The organism is Lactobacillus leichmannii, assembly GCF_024701915.1.
Lineage (GTDB): Bacteria > Bacillota > Bacilli > Lactobacillales > Lactobacillaceae > Lactobacillus > Lactobacillus delbrueckii.
Genome location: NZ_QOCY01000018.1, coordinates 65704 through 85329, shown reverse-complemented (window position 1 = coordinate 85329; position 19626 = coordinate 65704). Strand labels below are relative to the sequence as shown.

Genomic DNA, 19626 nt, shown 5'->3' with positions numbered 1-19626 from the left:
GTTAATTATCCCCAAATCATCAAGTAAATTCCGCTGCCAACCAGCCCGACCAGCCAGAAGACCAGGTCGACCTTCCATTCAGACCAGCCCAGCATTTCAAAGTGGTGGTGGATTGGCGTCATCTTAAAAATCCGCTTGCCAGTCGTCTTAAATGAGGCAACCTGCAAGATAACGCTGGCCGTTTCGCAGACAAAGACAATCCCGACCAACAGCAAGGACCATGGCCGGCCCAAAAAGATGCTGACTGCCGCCAAACCGCCCCCGAGGGCCAGGGAACCGGCATCCCCCATGAAAATCTTGGCCGGCTTGTGGTTGAACATGAAGAAGGCTGCCAGGCCCCCCATTACCGCCATACAGAAGACCAGAACGCCGAAGTTCTGGCTCTTAAAGGCCAGCCAGGCGTAAGTGCTGTAAGCGATAAAGGACAGACCGGTTGCCAGGCCGTCCAGACCATCAGACAGGTTGACGGCATTTGAAAAGCCAACCAGCCAGAAGACTTCAAACAAGGTAAAGAGGGCCACGTTCTTGACCACCCCGGCAAAAGGCAGGTAAAGAGGGAAGTCAAAGTTGTCACTGGCTGCCAGCAAAACGATACCAGCAGCAGCGACGAGCAGCTGCAGGGCCATTTTTTGCCAGGCTCTCAGGCCCAGGTTCCGCTTGAAAAACAGCTTCAAGCCGTCATCCAAAAAGCCGATGATCCCGTAGCCCAAAAGGGCAACTAACAAAATCCAGACTGTCTTAGACAGCTGGCCCTTGTAAGCACAGATGGCAACCGTTGCGACCGCGGCTGAAAGCACGAAGACCGTGCCCCCCATGGTCGGGGTTCCCGACTTCTTTTCATGCCATTTCGGCCCTTCATCCCGGATCTGCTGGCCTTCGTCGTGGCTTCTCATCCAGATGATCAGCCATGGCAAAAGCAAGGCGCTCAGTACCAGTGAAATCATAAAAGCAATCAAACTTGCTTGCATCGATCTATTACTCCTTTAACTCTACTTTCAATTTCGTCCCTGATTTAACTACCGTCCCCTGGGCCAGGCTCTGTGACTTGACCTTGCCGCTGCCTGACAGCTGCAGCTTGATGCCAGCCAGGGAGGCGTAGGCCTCAATCTGGCTTTCACTCCAGCCGGTCAAATCCGGCAGGCTGATCTTGCCGCTAGTCAAGGCAAAGACGGTGCTGCCAACGGATACCGTTTCACCGGCCCCTGCCTTTTGGCTGAGGACCTTGGAACCAGTCCCCAGACGAACCAGGGAAAGACCATTTAAGGTCGCGGCCTTTTTCGCCTTGGCATAGGTCATGCCGGTAAACTTCGGCACCTTGACCACGGCCGAAGCTGACTTGTCCCCCTTGTTCAAAAGAACCAGCCGGCTCATCATCGGCTTAAAGATCTGGGCCAGGATGGTTTCGGCCCCGCTGCCCAGCTTGCTTGGCTGCTTCATGGTCAAATAGATGCAGTAGCGGGGATTGGCAGTTGGGGTAATCCCCACGACTGAGAAGACATAGTCCCGGTCCCCGGTCATGTAGCCGCCGGTTGACTTGGCAATCTGAGCCGTCCCGGTCTTGATCCCGAAGTCCTTCCCCTTCATGTAGTAGATGTGGCCGGTCCCGATTTCCTTGTCCAAAACCTTCTTCATGTTCTGCATGACTACTTTTCTGGTCTGGGCAGTAAAAATCTTCTTGCCAACCTTCTGGACCTTGTAGCTCTTGATTGTCTTGCCCGAAGAATCGGTGATTTTTTCCACCAGTTGCGGCTTAACCATCTGCCCGTTGTTGGCCAGGGCACTGTAAACCTGCATCATCTGCATGACATTGACCGTGACCCCTTGGCCAAAGGAAGTTACCGCCTGGTCAACCGGACTTGAGAAGGACAAGCTGCCGGAAACTTCACCTGGCAGGGTAATCCCGGTCTTGTGGGTGATGCGGAACATCTTGAGGTACTTGCGCCAGAGCTTGGCTCCGATCTTCTTTTCCAGGTAGACCATCCCGACATTGCTGGAGCGCGGGAAGGCCTGGGAGAACGGGATCGTCCCCCAGCCGGACTTCTGCCAGTCATAGATAGTGGAGCCGGAAACGGTGATTGACCCTGACCGGTAGTAGGACTTAGGGTTGTAGTTGCCGCTGTTGACCGCGGCGGCCAGAGACAGGATCTTGAAAACAGAACCCGGCTCATAGCTGGACTGGACCAGGAGGTTGCTGCCGGCCTTGCTGATTCCAGCCTTGGTCTGAGAGTTGAAGGTCGGCCGCTGGGAGGCTGCCAGGATCTTCCCTGTCTTCAAGTCCTCAATGACCGCTGTCATAGCTTTCGGCTTGTAGTTCTTCTGCACCTTGCTCATATAGGTTTCTAGGGCGCTCTGGAGCTGGGAGTCAATCGTCAAATATAGATTGTCCCCGTCTTTAGCCGCCTTATAGGAGTGGGATCCGCTTGGCAGCTGGTTTTCTGAAGAGTCGACCATGCTGGTCTCATAGCCGTTGGTCCCCTTGAGGATCTTATTGAAGTAGGCTTCAAGCCCGGTCACCCCTTCCAGTTCCGTCGTCTGCGTCTTGGAATTGGTTTGAGAAACCGTATAGCCGACCACGTTAGAGGCGAAAACCCCGTTTGGATACAAGCGCGACGGCGTTTCCATGAACTTAATCCCGGTCAGGTGCATGGCCTGGATCTTCTTTTTCTCAGTCAGGGTCAGACCGGACCCGGCTGTCCCGAACTGAACCTGGAAGGTGTTTTTATTTTTCGGGTTCAGATACTTGAGGATTTTTGCCTTGGAAAGGGGCAAAACCGTGGCCAGCTTATCAGCCGTTTTCTCCTTGTCTTGAACATAGAGTGGTTTCTTCTTGGAGTCAACATAAGTCTTGTCCAAAATCGCGTAGACCGTGTAGGTGTGGGAATCCTGGGCAATGATCAAGCCGTTCTTGTCATAAATCGTGCCCCGGTTAGCGGTCAATACGGTGTTGCGGCGGTAGATCGCGGCAGTTCTCTTGCTGATGTCCTGGCCATCAATCGTTTTTGAAATCGACAAATAAAGCATGCGGCCGGCAAAAAAAAGAAAAACCAAAGCAACGACTAGCTCTAGAATTCTCCCAACTGTAAAGCGATAGCCGTGTGCTCTGGATTTTATTTTTCTTAAATTAGTGGTCTTCTTCATTAGCGAATTGTCCTAATGTTATTTTCACGCAACTTCAGTCCTTGACTTTGGGCGATCTTGTTCAGGCGGGTATTTGATGACAGCTCACCGATTTCCTGCTGCAAGTCAGCTGTTGCGTTCTTTTGCTTGGTAATTGATTCCTTGACGTTGGTCAGCTGCCGCTGGGCGTAAGTCGCCGAAACGCTAGCCGACACGTTCAAGGTAATCAAGGCAACTGCCCCAAGCAGGCCCAAGACTGCCAGCAGCTTTTCAAAAGCTGAGTATGACACCTTCTGCGGATCAACCACCAAACGAGGACTTTTCCGGGCTTCCTCTTCTGGTTCGTAATTGTATTTTCTAACTGTGTTTCCAGCCATTGTGGTCCTCTTTATAACTTCTCTGCTACTCTTAACTTTGCACTGTGTGATCGGTTGTTTTCCGCCAGTTCTTCCTCGCTGGCCGTAATCGGCTTGCGGTTGACCAGGCGTAAAGTTGGCTTGATCCCCTCGGGCACAACCGGCATCCCGCGGGGAATTTCAACTTCTGAATACTTCTTGAAGGTCTGCTTGACGATCTTGTCTTCCAAAGACTGGAAGGTGATGACGGAGATCCGGCCGCCGGGATTGAGCAGGCTGATGGCTTCTTCCAAAGATGCCCGCAAAACGTCCAGCTCGTGGTTGACTTCCACCCGGATGGCCTGGAAGCTCTTCTTGGCTGGGTGGCCGCCGCTGCGGCGGGCTGCTGCCGGAATTGCTTCCTTAATGATCTCCACTAACTCAAAAGTAGTTTCAATCGGCTTGACCCGTCTTCTTTCAACGATCTTTCTGGCGATCTGCCGGGAAAACTTCTCATCGCCGTAGCGGTAAAGGACGTCAGCCAGCTGCTTTTGGTCATACTGGTTGACCAGCTGGTAAGCATCAAAGTCCTGGCTCTGGTCCATCCGCATGTCCAGCCTTGCGTCAAAACGGTAGGAAAAACCACGTTCAGCCTGGTCCAATTGCGGAGATGAAACACCCAAGTCGTAGTAGATGCCGTCAATGCCGCTAATCCCCAGCTTGGCCAGCTCCTCTTTTAAGTGGCTGAAGTTGTTGTGAACCAGCTGCAGGCGGGGCTGGCTGTCTTCTTTTAAAAAGGCAGCAAAATTGCTCTGGGCGGTGTCAATCGCGTACTGGTCCTGGTCGAAACCGATTAGATTTCCTTTGTCCAGCTTACTAAGCAGGTATCTTGCATGCCCGCCCCCGCCGAAGGTGGCATCCACATATGTGCCGCCGCTTTGTGGGGCCAGGTTGTCGATTGTTTCGTGCAATAACACGCTAGTATGCTTAAATTCCATCTTTATAACTCGATATCGTCCAAATCTTCCGCAATTTCATCATAACTTTCGTTGGCTTCGTCAGAATACTCTTCCCAGCGCTCCTTAGCCCAGATTTCAATCCGGTTGGAGACGCCGACAATGACGCATTCCTTGACCAGGCCGGCGTGCTTCTTCAAGGTGGGGGACAAGTTGATTCTCCCCTGCCTGTCGAATTCGCCTTCCATAGCGCCGGAATAAAACATCCGGGTAAAGCTCCGCGCGTTCTTCTTCGTCAAGGGAAGCTTGGCCAGTTTGGCCTCGATCTTGGCCCATTCCGTCAAAGGATAGCCAAAAATGCAGCCTTCCATGCCCCGGGTCAAAACCATGGCTGGCCCAATCTGTTCACGCAGCTTGGCCGGGATAATCAAACGGCCTTTGGCGTCCAAATTGTGCTGGTATTCGCCCATGAACATGGCAGGCTCCTCCCTTCTGTTAACAATTTACCACAAATCCCCACTTTAAACCACAATATCTGAAAAGCACAAGCAGATTTCCGAAAAAATTAAAAAACTGCCAGCCGCGCTAAGCGGCTGACAGTAATTTGTCAGATCATAACGACCAAAAGCAATCCGCAATACCAAAAGAAACTGCAGGCATCCAGGTAGGACCAGAACTGGCGGAACATCTTCCCTAAGGAAATGTTCTTGTTGATCATGGCCCATCTGATGGCGGCCAGCAATATCAATATGAAGTAAAGCAAAAAGCCGGCCGGTAAAAAGGATGGCACGCCCTTTAAGTTGGTCATCAGCTGGCAGGCGTAGATCAAAAAGAAAGGCATGACGTCATAGCCTTTAAAGGCGGCTTTAGGCCAGATCAGGTTGACCAGGTAGGCGCAAGCCAGGCCAAAGGCCGGCAATAAGAATATCATCAGCATAATTTTCCTCCATCTGCTAGCTAGTTTAGCACATTTTTATTTTTCTCTTAAAGTGCAGCAAGGAAATTGCAAATCGCCGCCAAAAAGGTTATAATCACTCTCATATAGGAGGCTTCTATGGCACGTAAAAAGAAAAAGTCAACATTTCAAAAAATTGAGAATTTCATGATAGTCTTGATGGCTTTGATCACGCTCTTTGGCGTGGCAGCCTCTGTTCTTTACTACTTAACTGCCCAATAAATCTGCAATACGCTCAAAAGCGGTCAGCTTCACGCTGGCCGCTTTTTTATTGCTCATTAATACCGGTAATTGTCCAGGTCAACCAGGAAAGGATAAGATCTGGCCAGCTTGGCCCAAAGCCAGTAAGTTGCCAGGCTGATCCCGGTCGTCCATCCGGCCGTGTATAAGAGGCTGAAGCCGATGGCCTTCAAGGTCAAATCAGTCCAGCCGATCAAACGGAAAACCAGCCAGGTGTAAAGGCAGCTGACGGTAATGGCCACGATGTTGCCCAGCAGGCGGAAAACGAAGAGTTCTGGAAAGACCCGGGCATACCAGCGGCCAAAAGCCGACAGGGCCGGCAGGATAAAGGTGTAGATCCCGATGATCCCCCAGAAGTAGAGGTCGGCAACTACCCCGACCGCCAGGGCCAGCCAGATTTCCTTCTCGTTTCTTTCGTCTTCATAGGCGATGATCAAAACGGCGATTGGCAGGAGCAAGAACCCCGCCCGGCCGTGCTGGTAAGTCAAGGCCGGCTGCAGGTAAACGGACAGGGTCCCCTCCATAACTAGAGCCAGGTAAAGGGCGATGGCCAAAACCCATTGCTTGAAAATCCGCATTAGCCAGCCACGCTCCTTTTGACGACCGTTACCACGGACGCGTCGCTCAAATTGCCGGCCGGCTTGATCTTGATCAAGTCAGACAGGCCAAAGCTGTCCTTGGTGGTTTCCGCCACCGTCCCGATCAAAAGCCCCTTCGGTGAAGTCCCGCCTAGGCCGCTGGTGTAAACCTTGGTTCCCTTCTTCAGCTTGCTTGAGCTGGAGGCCTGGGTAAAGGTCAAAGTGCCGTTTGACTGGACGGTGATGATCCCGTGCAAAACCTTGCCCGTGTCTGTCGTGGCTTGCACGGCAAAACGGTTGGCTGAGCTGTCAGTCGTGGTGATCAGTTCTACCTTGCTGGTGGCCGCGTCGACTTCCAGGATCCGGCCAATCACGCCGCCGCCGGACATGACCGCCATGTCCTTCTTCAAGCCGGAGCTCTTGCCCTTGTCAATGGTCAAGACTTCTGACCAGCTGTCGCTGGAGCGGGAAATTACTGAAGCAGTCGTGGTCGTGTAGCCGGTCAAGGTCTTTTTAATTCCAGCGGCAGCTTTCAGCTGCTTGTTTTCCTTTTCCAGGGCAGCATTTCTGGCTTCGACCTGGGCCAGCTCAGCCACCTTCTTTTTTAAGTGACTGTTTTCATCAGCCGCGTTCTGCAAGTCCTTGACGCTGTCAATTCCGTCAGTAAACCAGGAAACCGGCACGCTCACGATTCTTGAGCCCACGGAGACGATGTCATTGCCCAGGCGCTGGATCAAAAGCGGCGCGCTCAGGTTGTTTCTCAGCATCACCGTTGAGCCCAGCAGGGCTGCCAAAACCGCCACGGTCCCGAAAGCCGCCAGCATTTTTCTGTTTTGAAAAAAATTCTTCATAAACACCCATCCAATATAAAAACCGGCTCGGAGGCCGGTTTTCTTATTTCTTATCTGCTAGTCTTCCGCATTACGTCCAGGTGCTTCAAAGATTCACCGGTACCGATTGCTACACAGTCAAGCGGATCTTGAGCGATGAAGACAGGCACCTTGGTCGCGTCAGAGATGACTTCTGGCAAGTTCTTGAGCAGGGCACCACCACCGGTCAGGACGATACCATGGTCAATTACGTCTGCGGCAATTTCAGGAGAAGTCAATTCCAAGGTTTCCTTGATCGCAACAATGATGTCTTGAACAACGTCTTGAATAGCAGTTGCAACGTCAACGGCACTGATTTCCAATGACTTTGGCAAGCCTGACACCAGGTCCCGGCCGCGGATGGTCTTTGATTCGATTTCCTTGGCTGCTTCAACAGAAGCTGAACCAATTTGGATCTTGATGTCTTCAGCGGTTCTTTCACCGATCAGCAAGTTGTACTTACTGTGCACAAAGTTGGTGATTGCTTGGTTGAACTTGTCACCAGCCTGGCGAATGGAAGTTGAAGAAACAATCCCGCCCAGGGAAATAGTGGCTACGTCAGTCGTACCACCACCAATGTCAACGACCATGGAACCAGTTGGTTCCATAACCGGCAAACCGGCACCAACAGCTGCGGCGAATGGTTCTTCAATCACGTAAGCTTCTCTGGCCCCTGCCACCCGGGCAGCTTCGATAACAGCGCGCTTTTCAACTTCAGTAACGCCTGAAGGCACGCAGATCATGACTGAAGGCTTGGAATTGCCGACCGTCTTGCCCATAAAGTACTTAAGCATAGCCGCGGTCGTGTCATAGTCAGCGATAACCCCGTCCTTCATCGGGCGGATAGCCACGATTGAGCCTGGAGTTCTGCCGATCATTTCCTTGGCTTCTGAACCTACTGCAATAACTTCGCCAGTCTTGGTATTCTTGGCAACAACTGAAGGTTCACGCAAAACGATGCCTTTGCCTTCAACGTAGACCAGGGTGTTGGCGGTACCCAGGTCAATACCGATATTCTTTGAACCTAATCCAAACACGGATATCTCTCCTTATTTACTCGCTTAATCTTGCTTAATTATAGCATAATACCCGTGAAAGTCATGGATTGGCGGAAAATTAAGCTAATTTTAAAACAATTCCCGCTCCCGCAGGCTCAAATATTCACCCCCGCCGATGATGAAGTGGTCCAAAAAGGTGATCTTCATGATCTTGCTGGCTTTTTTCAAGCCCTTGGTCAATTCCAGGTCATTGTCTGACGGGGTCAGCGCCCCGCTGGGATGGTTGTGGGCCACGATGATGCTGGCGCAGCCGTAGACCACCGCCCAGCGGAAGATTTCTCTGGGGTGAACCCAGGACCGGTCCAGGGTGCCTTGGAAAAGCATTTTTTCCCCCAGGAGATTCTGCTGCTGGTCAAAATAGAGGACCCAGAACTGCTCCTGCTTTTGCCCCAGCAGTTTATTAGCCAGGTAGTTGCCAATCTTAGAGCTGCTGGCCCAGTCAGAGCTGCGCCGCATGTCAGTCCGCCGCAATCGGTCCATGGCCACCTCGATGGTCAAGGCCAGATCATTGGGGCAGTCCGGTCCTGACGTGTAGTCCAAGATGTCCTTGAAGCTGGCAATGTGCTTTTGATCCAGTAGCTGCAACAGGTCTTCCAGACTCTGGCAGGGCAGCTGGTCAAAGAGCAGCTTGAGCAGGTCGCGGTCACTTTCAACATAATAGTAGTTTTGCGTAGTTTCGGTCATTTGCATTTCCTCCTTATTTTTACGCTCTACTACTAATTACGCCAAAAACTAAGAAATTTTTTTCAAAAAGTCAAAAAAGTCTGGGCAAATCAGCTGGGCTCTGGCCCGGTCTTCGGCTGAAGCGGGCTTGATGTCGGGAATCATGACGCAGTCAATCCCAGCATTTTCCGCCGCTTCGACCCCCATGCTGGAGTCTTCAAAGATCAAGAGCTGGTCTTTACCCAGGCCGCTGCGCTCTTGGGCAGCCAGATAGAGGTCCGGGAAAGGCTTGGACCGGAGCTTTTTCTCAGCAACTTCGTCATGGGTGACGATAAAGTCAAAGCTGTTCCGGCAGCCGGTCACCCAGAGATTGTGGTCAACCACGCTCTTATAGTTGTTGCTGGCGATCCCGACGGTTAAGCCCAGGTCATTAAAGTGCTCCAGAGCCTCCTTGACCCCGGCCTTCAGCTTCAGCTTGCCCTGGTCGGTCCATTCCCAGACCAGGTCGTCGGTCCGCTTTACAAAAGCCTGGCGGACCTCATCGCTTGGAAAATATTTTTCATAAAAGGCATCCATGGCCTTGACGCTGGCTCCAACCAGGTCCAGGTAAGCATCATCGCTGATGCCCAGCTTGTATTCCCGGGCGGCCTGGATATTGGCCTGCCAGTAGAGCTCTTCGGAGTTGACCAGGAGGCCGTCCATGTCAAAAATGACCCCCTGCTTGTCCGCCTTTAAACCTGCAACACGCATATTTTCCCCCTTCATGCTCAGGCACTCTGCAGAAGCTGCAAGACCGCGCTGACCAAGTAAAATGAACCCGTAACCAAGATCAAGTCCCGGTCTCCAGCTTCCGCCATCACTTGCTTTAATGCCTGGCCCAAATCGCCCTCATAGGCAAATTTTTCCTGGACCCAGGCCGGGAAGTCAGCTTTTTTAGCTGCCCGCGGGTAAGCCAGGCTGGTCAAGGTGACTTTTTCATTTTTCAGCAGAGTCAGAAAGTCACTCAAGTCCTTGTCCTTCATCATGCCAGCTAAGACCAAAAGCCGGCCGCCTTTATCCTTGGCCAGGCGGCGGGCATATGGCAAAAGTTCGCTTCCAGCCTGGACATTGTGGGCCCCATCCAGTAAAAAGCTGCATCCCGCCTTTTCCAGGCGTTGGTAGCGGCCAGGAACCGCGGTCTGGGTTAAGGCGGCTTCAGCTGCCTTTTCACTTAAAGTAAGCGGCAAAAGGGCAAAAGCCGCCAAGGCCATGGCCGCGTCTTTAGCTTCTGGCCGGGGCCAGGCCGGCAACTGGTAATTTTGCCCGGCAACTGCAAGCTCATAGCCTGCTTTTTCTTCCTTGACCTGGAAGTCCCGGCCCAGCCAGTAAGAAGGACTAGCTGATTTAGTTATTTTTTCTTCAACGATTCCCTTTACGCTGGCTGGGATGTCACCGAGGATGACCGGGACAGCCGGCTTGATGATCCCGCTCTTTTCTTTGGCAATATCAGCCAAAGTCGGTCCGATGATCTGCTCATGGTCAAGGCCGATAGTGGTAATCAAGCTGACTACTGGCGTCATCACATTGGTCTTGTCATGCTCGGCCCCGATGCCGACTTCAATAACCGCGTAATCACATTTTTGCTTGGCAAAAAAGAGGAAGGCCATGGCAACTTCATATTCAAAGGTCACCAGGGCAAAATCTGCCTCTTCTTCCCGCAAGTGGCCGACTGCGGCTTCAACTTCATTTGCCACTTCCAGCAGGTCCTCATCCGCGATTGCCTGCCCGTTCAGCTGGATCCGCTCGTTAAAGCGGATGATAAAGGGCGAAACAAAAAGGCCAGTCTGCTGACCGGCCTTTTGGAGCAGATTGCTCAGGTAATATGCAGTTGAGCCCTTGCCGTTGGTTCCAGTAATGTGGCAGCACTTGACCTTGTCCTGGGGATCCCCCAGAGCCTTGAGCACCCTTTTGACATAGGTCAGGTCGCTCTTTTCGTGCAAGCGCGGCAAATGATAGAGGTAAGCGGTAAGTTCATTAACTGTCCTAAATTTCACGTCTTTAACGACTTTCTTTCAATTCCTTGATGCGGTCGCGCACGCCGGCCAGCTGGCTTTCATATTCGGCCAGCTTGCCCTTTTCCTTTTCAACCACGGCAGCTGGCGCGTGGTCAACAAAGCCCTTGTTGGCCAGCTTCTTGCTTGCCCGGTCAACTTCAGCTTCCAGGCGGGCTTCTTCCTTGCCCATCTTGGCGATTTCTTCGTCCAGGTCAACCAGTTCTGACAGTGGAACGAAGATCTGGGCCCCGGCGATCACAGCCGTCTTAGCTAACTTCGGCGCCTTGATCTTGCCGGAGATTTCCAGCTTCTTCGGGTGCAGGAAGTTTTCCACGTATTCCATGTTGTCCCGCAGAATTGCTTCATTCTTTTCGTCATCCAGCTGGATCAAGATGTCGATGGCGCTGGACATTGGAGCGTTCACTTCCATCCGGATGGTCCGGACAGCCTTGATGATTTCGATCAAGAAGGCCATGTCTTCGTCAGCCTTGGCATTGTCAAACTCAGCGTGGGCTTCCGGGTAAGCAGCGGTCATGATGGACTTGCCTTCATGCGGCATGGACAGCCAGAGCTTTTCCGTCACGAATGGCATGATTGGGTGGATCAGGCGGAGAATCTGGTCCAGAATCCAGGTCAAGTTGGCCTGCTTTCTGGCCTTCAGTTCTGCGTCGTCGCCGTAGAGGGCAACCTTGGAGATTTCGATGTACCAGTCACAGAAGTCGTTCCAGATGAAGTTGTACATTTCCCGGCCGGCTTCCCCGAATTGGAATTCGTCAAAGAGGCGGTTAGTTTCCTTAACGGTGTGGTTCAAGCGGTCAAAAATCCAGGCGTCAGCCAGGTCAAACTTGCTGGTATCTGGCTTTTGGGCTGGCTTGGCATCTTCCGGCAGGTTCATGATGACGAAACGGCTGGCATTCCAGAGCTTGTTGATAAAGTTCCAGGCAGCGTCCATCTTGGTGTAGCTGAAGCGGGTGTCCTGGCCAGGCGCGGTCCCGTTCAACAGGAACCAGCGCAAAGCGTCAGCGCCGTACTTGTCGATGACGTCCATTGGGTCGATCCCGTTGCCTAGGGACTTGGACATCTTCCGCCCCTGCTCGTCTCTGATCAAGCCGTGCAAAACGACATTGTCAAATGGCCGCTCGCCGGTGAAGTGCAAGCTTTGGAAGATCATCCGGGAAACCCAGAAGAAGATGATGTCGTAGCCAGTTACCAGGGCGTTGGTTGGGAAGTAGCGCTTGAAGTCAGCTGAGTCTTCATCCGGCCAGCCCAAAGTTGAGAATGGCCAGAGGGCACTGGAGAACCAGGTGTCCAAAACGTCCTGGTCCTGGTCCCAATTTTCAATGTCTGCTGGCGCTTCTTCACCGACGTACATTTCCCCGGTCTGCTTGTTGTACCAGGCAGGAATCCGGTGGCCCCACCAGAGCTGGCGGGAGATGACCCAGTCGTGGACGTTTTCCATCCACCGCTCCAAAGTGCCTTCAAAGCGGTCAGGCACGAAGTTAACTCTGCCTTCACCCTTTTGATTTTCCAAAACCTTGTCAGCCAGTGGCTTCATCTTGACGAACCATTGGGTGGACAGGCGGGGTTCAACTTGCACGCCGGAGCGTTCAGAGTGGCCAACTGAGTGAACGATTGGTTCAACCTTGATCAAGTAGCCTTCAGCCTTGAGGTCTTCAACCAGCTGCTTACGGCAGTCAAAGCGGTCCATGCCGGCGTACTTGCCCGCCTTGTCGTTCATGGTCCCGTCATCGTTCATCACGTTGATCCGCGGCAGGTCATGCCGGTTGCCAACTTCAAAGTCGTTCGGGTCGTGGGCGGGAGTGATCTTCACCAAACCGGTCCCGAATTCCGGGTCGACGTGTTGGTCTTCAATGATCGGGATTTCCCGGCCAACCAGCGGCAGAATTAGCTTCTTGCCCACCAGGTCCTTGTAGCGTTCATCCCCTGGGGCAACAGCCACGGCCGTGTCACCAAACATGGTTTCCGGCCGGGTAGTAGCAATTTCCACGCTGCCAGAGCCGTCAGCCAGCGGGTAGTTGATGTGGTAGAAGGCCCCTTGGTCATCCTGGTGGACAACTTCGATGTCAGACAAAGCCGTCCGCAGCTTCGGGTCCCAGTTGATGATATATTCGCCCCGGTAGATCAAGCCTTCATTATAGAGCTGAACGAAAACCCGGCGGACAGCCTTGGACAGGCCCTTGTCAAGAGTGAAGCGTTCCCGGCTGTAGTCCAGGGACAGACCCAGCTTTTGCCACTGGCTCTTGATGATGTTGGCGTATTCGTCCTTCCATTCCCAGACCTTTTCCACGAAGTTTTCCCGGCCCAGGTCATAGCGGCTGACCCCTTGTTCACGCAGGCGGGCTTCAACCTTGGCCTGGGTGGCGATGCCGGCGTGGTCCATGCCTGGCAGGTAAAGGGTGTCGTAGCCCTGCATCCGCTTGTAGCGGATCAAGGTATCTTGAATTGCCGTGTCCCAGGCGTGGCCCAGGTGCAGCTTGCCAGTAACGTTTGGCGGCGGGATAACGATTGAGTAAGGCTTGGCCTTCTTGTCACCGGACGGCTTGAACAAGTCCTCGTCCAGCCATTCTTGATAGCGGCCAGCTTCAACCTCTTGCGGGTTGTATTTTGGTGCTAATTCTGTCATAAATTTCCTCCAAAAAAAAGTCCCAGACAAGTAAATGTCTAGGACGATATATAACCGCGGTACCACCTAAATTGAGCATAATGCTCCGCTTAAACGCGGTAACGGCGCGGGTACCGGACCGGCTTACTCCTGGTTCAGCCGGCCAGCGAATCAAGCTACCAGGCGCCTTCCGGTCTCTCAGCTTAAATGACCTTTCTCTGTCATGAAGCGCCACCTCTTGATCTTGGCTTTGTCACAAAGTATAGCATAATTTTTTCAGCCATTAAAGGGCAACTTGCTTTAAGGCCGCCAGCTCTTCTTCTGTCAAAGGCCGGTAAGAGCCAGGAGCTAAATCAGCCGGCAAAGTCAAAGGCCCCATGCTCAGCCGCTTAAGCTTTAAGACCTTCATCCCCTGGGAGGCAAACATCCGCTTGACCTGGTGGTATTTGCCTTCGGTAATGGTGATCTCGATTTCTGACTGCTCCTGGTCCTTGTCTTGCCGCAAGATCTTCAGCTGGCCCGGCTTTAATTCCGTTCCATCTTTTAAAGTGAGGCCCGCCGCAATTGCCTTGGCCGTTTCTTCGTCGGCTACTCCGGCCAAAAGCGCGTAATAGGTCTTAGGCACATGGTATTCCGGAGCCAGGAGCTGGTGGGCCAATTGGCCGTCATTGGTCAAAAGCAAGAGGCCGGTCGTGTCCTTGTCCAAGCGGCCCACTGGAGCGATTTTCTGATAACGGTCCTGGTCTTTTAGCAGGTCCAGGACGGTCTTTTGCCGGGAGTCTTCTGTTGCCGACAAGACGCCAGCTGGCTTATTGAGCAAAAAGTAGTGGTATTGCTGGTAGATAACTGCCTGGCCATTAACCAGAACTTCCGCATCCTCTTTCACCTTCTGCTTGGCTGACCGGCAGACCTTCCCGTTGACCGTCACCTGGCCGGCCTTAATGATCTCATGAACCTGGGACCTGGAGCCCACCTTCATGTTGGCCAAAAATTTGTCCAGGCGCAGCATTAAAGCAGGTCCGCGTCTTCTTCAGCCAGGTCGTCAAGGAAGCTCTGGCCCGGGTAGATCGGAGTAACCTTGACCCCGGCTAAGGCCCGCTCAATCAAGCCGTCAACGTCCAGGCGGCTTTCATATTCCCGGGCCTTGTCGATCTTTGGCTTGGTCTTTGGCCGCGGCGGGGCAAAGATGGTGCAGCAGTCTTCAAATGGCTGGATGGACAAGTCAAAGGTCCCGATTTCTTCGGCCTTGGCGATGATTTCAGTCTTGTCCATGGTGGCAACTGGCCGCAATACTGGAGTGGTCGTCACGTCATTGATGGCTGCCATGGATTCCAAGGTTTGGGAAGCCACCTGGCCAACTGATTCCCCGTTGAAGATGGCCAAAGCGTGCCGCTTTTCCCTGATAATATCGGCCAGACGCAGCATGAAGCGGCGCTGAACAGTCATCAAGTAGCCCTCAGGCAGCTTTTCCTTGATCGTTTCCTGGATTTCAGCAAAAGGTACTTCGATGAAGTTGATCCGGCCGCTGTACTTGGCCAGAACGCTGGTCAGTTCCTTGGCCTTGGCCAGGGCCTTTTCAGAAGTGTACGGCGGTGAGAAGAAGTGGACCATTTCGATGTTCACGCCCCGCTTCATGGCCAGGTAGGAAGCTACCGGAGAGTCGATCCCGCCGGACAGCATCATCACTGCCTTGCCGGCCGTGCCAACTGGCATCCCGCCTGCCCCATGCAGAAGCTGGTTGGAGATGTAGGCTCCGTCCTGGCGGATTTCCAAAAGCAGGACCATGTCCGGGTGCTTCATTTCCGCCTGCAGGCCTTCCATGTGGTTATAAAGGTAGTCAGCCACCATTTGGGTCAATTGGTTAGTGTCGTAGATAAACTTGTGGTCGCTTCTTCTGGTATTGACCTTGAAGGTCATGCCGGCCTTGTAAGTTGCCTGCATCAGTTCCAGGGCAGTTTTTTCAATGGCTTCCAGGCTCTTTTCAGTCTTGATGACTGGGGAATAGGTCTGGATCCCGAAAACGACCTTTAAGCGGTCATTGACCGGCTCAAAAGGGGTCCCGTTCAAAAGGATGTGCATCCGGTCGTGGTGGGTCTGGATCTTCAGATCCGGGAAGTCGTGCAAAACCTTCTGGACATTGCTGGCAAGACGGTTGATAAAGTCCTTCCGGTTCTTGCCCTTGGTGGACAGTTCGCCGTAGCGAATCATGATTTCTGTGTATTGCAAATTTATTCTCCTAAGTGGTTGATCTTGGCAAAGTGCTGGTAAATCTCGTCAAAAGCCGCGATGAATTCGTCTGCTTCTTCTAAAGTATTGCTTTCGTCAAAGCTAAGCCGGACGGCACTGGTGGCGATCGCATCTGGCGTCTTCATCGCCACCAAAGTGCTGGCTTCGTCCGCCTTCTTTGAGGCGCAGGCAGAAGTGGTGGAAATGTAGATGTCCTGGTCTTCCAAAGTGTGGACCAGGGTCTCGCCCCGGATCCCCTCTAAAGCAAAGCAGAGGATGTGGGGGGCAAAGTTTGCCTTCAAAGGAGAGAAGATATGGATGCCCGGCTTACCTGTCAAGTACTTGCTGATCTTTTCCTTAATGGCGTATTCTCTGTCCGCCTTTTCCTTTTCGTCCGTCAAAAGCAAGCGGGCTGCCTTGGCCATGGCCGCGATGGCTGCCAGGTTTTCCGTCCCGCTTCTCAAGCCCTTCTCCTGGCCGCCGCCTTCACACAAAGGCATCAGCATCCGGCCGCGCTTTTTGTACAAAATGCCGATACCGCGCGGGCCATGGAACTTGTGGGAAGAAAAGCTCATCATGTCGACCCGGGAGGTGAAGACCTGGTCCCAGATCCCCTTGCCCAGAGCCTGGACATTATCAACATGGAAGTGGATGTTCGGGTAGTCTGCCAGGATTTCAGAAATTTCCTTGATCGGCTGGATGGTCCCGATTTCGTTATTGACGCCCATAATGGAGACCAAGGTCGTATCCTTGTCCAAGGCCGCTTTCAAGTCTTCCGGATTAACCCGGCCTTCCTTGTCAACTGGCAGGCGGGTAACCCGGAAGCCCAGGTTTTCCAGTTCGGTAAAAGTATTAGCCACTGAGGCATGCTCAACGGATGAGGTAATGATGTGCTTGCCAAATTCCCGCTTGGCCCAGGCCGTCCCCTTGATGGCCGTGTTGTTGGATTCCGTCCCGCCGGAAGTAAAGTAGATCTCGTCGGTATTTACTCCCAGCAAGTCTGCAACCTGCTTGCGGGAAGCTTCCAGCAGGCCATGGGCCCGGTCACCCAGCTTGTGCAGGCTGGAAGGGTTGCCCCAGATCTTGGTCACCACCTGGCTGTAGGTCTCTAATGCTTCAGGCGCCATCTTGGTCGTGGCACTGTTGTCAAAATAAATCACGCTTCTTGCTCCTTAAAAAAGCAGCCATTTTAATGACCGCTTAATTACAAATGATATTCTATTTTAGTCCAAAATCCGCTTGGATTCAATCAATAAGTTCTTTTTGCTCTTGATAATAGGCATTTTCAATCCGCTGGTAGCTGCCTGGCTCAGCCCGCTCCACCGCCGTGGCGATCGTGTCCAGGGCATCCTTGTAGTTGTAGTCCCGGTCATACAGCTTCATGGCATTTCTGCGGGCCCGGACGACAGTTTCATTGTCCAGGAACTTGTTGGAATACTGCATGGTCAGTTCAAAAAGATTGGCTGAACTGATAATGTCTTCCGCTTCTCTTTGCAGGCGATCAACGTCATCTGAGATTTGCACCAGTTCTTCAGAGATCTTCTCCATGTTGATCCGGACCTGGTTGAGCTCCCCGCTGGTCTTGCTGATTTCATTAATGACCAGGGTGTACATTTGCAAAAAACCTTCCGGAATCCCCGGCAGATTCTGCCGGCTGAGGTGGCGGTAAACCAAAGAGACCTGCTGCTTGAATTCCTTGATTGACCGCTGAGCCACTTCTTCCGCCTCATAGAGGCCGTCAACTGCTTCCGACAATTCCTGCTGGCGCTTGCCAATCTCCTGCAGGCGGCCCAGGATCTTGATCCAGTCGTCCTGGACTTCAGAGTAGACGGCCCGGCCGTCAGCGATCCGCTGGCTGGCCCGGATGTAGTCAGAATCCATCTTGTGGACTTCTCTTTCAAGCTCCCGGCTTTCGTCCAGTTCCCCGTGGGTCAGTTCATAGCTTTCGTCGATATGGCGCAGTTTCTTGATCAGCTGCTGGCTGACGGTCTGCTGGTGAGTCAAGAGCCGCTGCAGCTTGTCCTGGTTCTTTTCCACAAAAGGCCGGGCCTTGTATTCTTTCTCCAGGATTCCGTAGAGGGTCTTGATTTCCTTTTCGACCTTCTTCATCCCCTTGCTGGTCTCTTCTAAGTCCAGCTGGGCCAAAGCCGCCAGGGACCGGTCGATCTGGTCGTTGCTTTTCCTGATTTCCAGCATAACGTCCAGGCTGCCGAAGCCGTACTTGGCATCCCGCATTTCCTTATAGCCAGCCGCGATTTCATCCAGCTGGTCAGCAAAAACGGTCTGCAGGTCGTGCTGATCCTCTTTAACTTCTGGCAGCTTGGTCTTTAAGGCCGTGAGGTCCGCCCGGATCTTTGACAAGACCCGCTTAGCCTCGACATGGTCGCCCTGGGCTGACAGATTCTTGGCCTGGGCAAAATCTTCCTCCATGGCTGACAGGCGGTTTTCGATTTCTTCCAGGGCCACGCTGTAGTCAAAGGAATCGGCCAGAATTTCTTTGCGGATTTCCCGGTAGCTCTGCATCAATTCGTCATATTGGGCCTTGTTTTCCCGGTTTGATTCCAAAAGCTGGGTGAAGACGTCGGATGAATTCTTGACATCTTCAGAAACAGAGTCAACCAGTTCTCTGGCCTGCTTAATGCTTTGGTGGGACTTGACCAGGCGGTAGCGGGCATTTTCGTCCGCCCCGTCTTCAATCAAGCGCTGGATTTCCGGAAAAAGCTCAGCCGCCTTCTGGTAGCTCTTCTTCCAGGTATTGAGGGTAGCCAGGCTTTCCCCAGCCAGTTCCATTTGGTCCAGCTTGCCAATCGCCCGCTCCAGGTGCAGGTCTTCCATATTGCCCAGCTCATTATCGAGCTCTTCAATATCGCGCAATTGCCGGCGGTTGATCAAAAGCATGGCCATGACCACTACGATGATCGTGATAATTAAAGTGATGAGTAGTAGAGATTGTGTTGATGACATATCTTTCTCCTCCGAACTAAAGTTAATTATACCAAACTAGCCCCCGAAACATTTCTACTTTGCCAGACTTTCTGCGTTTTTTTCTTGCTTTCCGGGCCTAAAGCCCTTATAATGGTCAACGTGTAAAATATTTGCAGCCGTAAGCGACAAGAACGTCAACATCCCGGGACGTTTAGTGAACGAGTAACCCACGCTGCACGGGCGAAAATGTAAACTCGGGATGCACGAATGTTGAGCTTATATTGTGATTATTTTACTCCAACAATTTTTATTGTTTTTATTGGAGGAATTTTTATATGTCAAGATACACTGGTCCAAGTTGGAAGCGGTCAAGAAGATTGGGTATTTCTTTGTCAGGCACTGGCAAGGAACTTGCTCGTCGTTCATACGTTCCAGGTCAACACGGTCCTAACCACCGCGGCCGTCTTTCAGAATACGGCATGCAATTGCACGAAAAGCAAAAGCTGCGCTGGATGTTCGGTTTGAGCGAACGCCAATTCCGTACTTTGTTTGTCCGCGCCGGTAAGATCCGTGAAGGCCAACACGGTATCAACTTCATGATCTTGCTTGAACGTCGTTTGGACAACGTTGTTTACCGTCTCGGCTTGGCTACTACCCGTGAACAAGCCCGTCAATTGGTAAACCACGGCCACATCACTGTTGATGGCAAGCGCGTTGACATTCCTTCATACGAAGTTAAAGTTGGTCAAACCATTAGCTTGAAGGAAAAGTCAAAGAACCTGCAACAAGTTAAGGACGCTTTGGAAGCTGTTGCTTCACGTCCATCATTTGTTTCATTTGACGAAGACAAGATGGAAGGTCAATTGGTTCGCTTCCCAGAACGTGACGAAATGGAACCAGAAATTGACGAAGCCCTGGTTGTTGAATACTACAACAAGTTGCTGTAATATCAATTCGGCTTCAAAGTCTTTCCCAGTTTTGGGAAAGGCTTTTTTCTTGCCCAAAAAGTTCAGTTATAATATGCTTTAGAGCCAGAAAAAGACAGTAT

At 52.3% G+C, this 19626-nt stretch carries 19 protein-coding genes; 2 read left to right on the top strand and 17 right to left on the bottom strand.

Going from position 1 to position 19626, the window contains the following annotated elements; all coding sequences use genetic code 11:
- Nucleotides 1-5: 5 nt before the first annotated feature.
- The 6 genes from mraY to DS743_RS01545 all read right to left on the bottom strand — a co-directional run bounded on the left by mraY (nucleotide 6) and on the right by DS743_RS01545 (nucleotide 5345).
- Nucleotides 6-968 carry a phospho-N-acetylmuramoyl-pentapeptide-transferase gene (gene mraY / locus DS743_RS01570; protein WP_035183514.1) on the bottom strand — a complete coding sequence of 321 codons (963 nt, stop codon included), beginning with the start codon at nucleotides 966-968 and terminating at the stop codon, nucleotides 6-8.
- A 7-nt stretch (nucleotides 969-975) separates the two neighbouring features.
- Nucleotides 976-3138, bottom strand: coding sequence for a PASTA domain-containing penicillin-binding protein (locus tag DS743_RS01565; RefSeq protein WP_035183517.1), 2163 nt, complete (start codon nucleotides 3136-3138; stop codon nucleotides 976-978).
- Complete coding sequence (ftsL, locus tag DS743_RS01560; protein ID WP_003617453.1) at nucleotides 3138-3494, bottom strand: cell division protein FtsL; 357 nt, start codon at nucleotides 3492-3494, stop codon at nucleotides 3138-3140. The genes DS743_RS01565 and ftsL overlap by 1 nt, the downstream gene beginning before the upstream one ends.
- An 11-nt stretch (nucleotides 3495-3505) precedes the next feature.
- Nucleotides 3506-4450: a 16S rRNA (cytosine(1402)-N(4))-methyltransferase RsmH gene (gene rsmH, locus DS743_RS01555; protein WP_002879139.1), complete on the bottom strand. Its 945-nt coding sequence runs from the start codon at nucleotides 4448-4450 to the stop codon at nucleotides 3506-3508.
- Nucleotides 4451-4452: 2 nt separating this feature from the next.
- Nucleotides 4453-4884, bottom strand: a complete 432-nt coding sequence (gene mraZ, locus DS743_RS01550) for a division/cell wall cluster transcriptional repressor MraZ (RefSeq protein WP_003617448.1) — start codon at nucleotides 4882-4884, stop codon at nucleotides 4453-4455.
- A 131-nt stretch (nucleotides 4885-5015) separates the two neighbouring features.
- Complete coding sequence (locus DS743_RS01545; protein WP_004560519.1) at nucleotides 5016-5345, bottom strand: DUF3397 domain-containing protein; 330 nt, start codon at nucleotides 5343-5345, stop codon at nucleotides 5016-5018.
- A 117-nt stretch (nucleotides 5346-5462) separates the two neighbouring features.
- On the opposite strand from DS743_RS01545, the gene DS743_RS01540 reads away from it, so the two are divergent.
- Complete coding sequence (locus DS743_RS01540; RefSeq protein WP_003617443.1) at nucleotides 5463-5585, top strand: DUF4044 domain-containing protein; 123 nt, start codon at nucleotides 5463-5465, stop codon at nucleotides 5583-5585.
- A gap of 56 nt (nucleotides 5586-5641) precedes the next feature.
- On the opposite strand, the gene mreD is transcribed toward DS743_RS01540, so the two are convergent.
- From mreD to ezrA, 11 genes are all read right to left on the bottom strand, one after another.
- A complete protein-coding gene (gene mreD, locus DS743_RS01535) occupies nucleotides 5642-6181 on the bottom strand; it encodes a rod shape-determining protein MreD (RefSeq protein WP_035183519.1) in 540 nt (179 codons plus the stop codon).
- Nucleotides 6181-7032 carry a rod shape-determining protein MreC gene (gene mreC / locus DS743_RS01530; RefSeq protein WP_016396347.1) on the bottom strand — a complete coding sequence of 284 codons (852 nt, stop codon included), beginning with the start codon at nucleotides 7030-7032 and terminating at the stop codon, nucleotides 6181-6183. Before mreC ends, mreD begins: the two co-directional genes overlap by 1 nt.
- Before the next feature lie 50 nt (nucleotides 7033-7082).
- The gene (locus tag DS743_RS01525) at nucleotides 7083-8087 is read right to left on the bottom strand and encodes a rod shape-determining protein (RefSeq protein ID WP_002879146.1); all 1005 of its coding nucleotides are present in this window, start codon (nucleotides 8085-8087) and stop codon (nucleotides 7083-7085) included.
- 90 nt (nucleotides 8088-8177) lie between these two features.
- Nucleotides 8178-8792: a JAB domain-containing protein gene (locus DS743_RS01520; protein WP_016396348.1), complete on the bottom strand. Its 615-nt coding sequence runs from the start codon at nucleotides 8790-8792 to the stop codon at nucleotides 8178-8180.
- Between the two features lie 48 nt (nucleotides 8793-8840).
- Nucleotides 8841-9536, bottom strand: a complete 696-nt coding sequence (locus DS743_RS01515) for an HAD family hydrolase (protein ID WP_080730891.1) — start codon at nucleotides 9534-9536, stop codon at nucleotides 8841-8843.
- A gap of 2 nt (nucleotides 9537-9538) precedes the next feature.
- Entirely contained in the window at nucleotides 9539-10804 is a 1266-nt protein-coding gene (locus DS743_RS01510) for a bifunctional folylpolyglutamate synthase/dihydrofolate synthase (RefSeq protein ID WP_072544221.1), read from the bottom strand.
- 4 nt (nucleotides 10805-10808) lie between these two features.
- Complete coding sequence (locus tag DS743_RS01505) at nucleotides 10809-13448, bottom strand: valine--tRNA ligase (RefSeq protein ID WP_035183523.1); 2640 nt, start codon at nucleotides 13446-13448, stop codon at nucleotides 10809-10811.
- Between the two features lie 262 nt (nucleotides 13449-13710).
- Nucleotides 13711-14436 (bottom strand): pseudouridine synthase, encoded by a 726-nt coding sequence (locus tag DS743_RS01500; protein ID WP_035161860.1) that lies wholly within the window; start codon nucleotides 14434-14436, stop codon nucleotides 13711-13713.
- Complete coding sequence (thiI, locus tag DS743_RS01495) at nucleotides 14436-15653, bottom strand: tRNA uracil 4-sulfurtransferase ThiI (RefSeq protein ID WP_003617425.1); 1218 nt, start codon at nucleotides 15651-15653, stop codon at nucleotides 14436-14438. The genes DS743_RS01500 and thiI overlap by 1 nt, the downstream gene beginning before the upstream one ends.
- Nucleotides 15654-15655: 2 nt before the next feature.
- The gene (locus DS743_RS01490) at nucleotides 15656-16813 is read right to left on the bottom strand and encodes a cysteine desulfurase family protein (protein ID WP_035161858.1); all 1158 of its coding nucleotides are present in this window, start codon (nucleotides 16811-16813) and stop codon (nucleotides 15656-15658) included.
- A gap of 85 nt (nucleotides 16814-16898) precedes the next feature.
- The gene (ezrA, locus tag DS743_RS01485; RefSeq protein ID WP_013439322.1) at nucleotides 16899-18617 is read right to left on the bottom strand and encodes a septation ring formation regulator EzrA; all 1719 of its coding nucleotides are present in this window, start codon (nucleotides 18615-18617) and stop codon (nucleotides 16899-16901) included.
- Between the two features lie 296 nt (nucleotides 18618-18913).
- Between ezrA and rpsD the strand changes: the two genes are divergently transcribed.
- Nucleotides 18914-19525, top strand: a complete 612-nt coding sequence (rpsD, locus tag DS743_RS01480) for a 30S ribosomal protein S4 (RefSeq protein ID WP_013439321.1) — start codon at nucleotides 18914-18916, stop codon at nucleotides 19523-19525.
- Nucleotides 19526-19626: the final 101 nt, after the last annotated feature.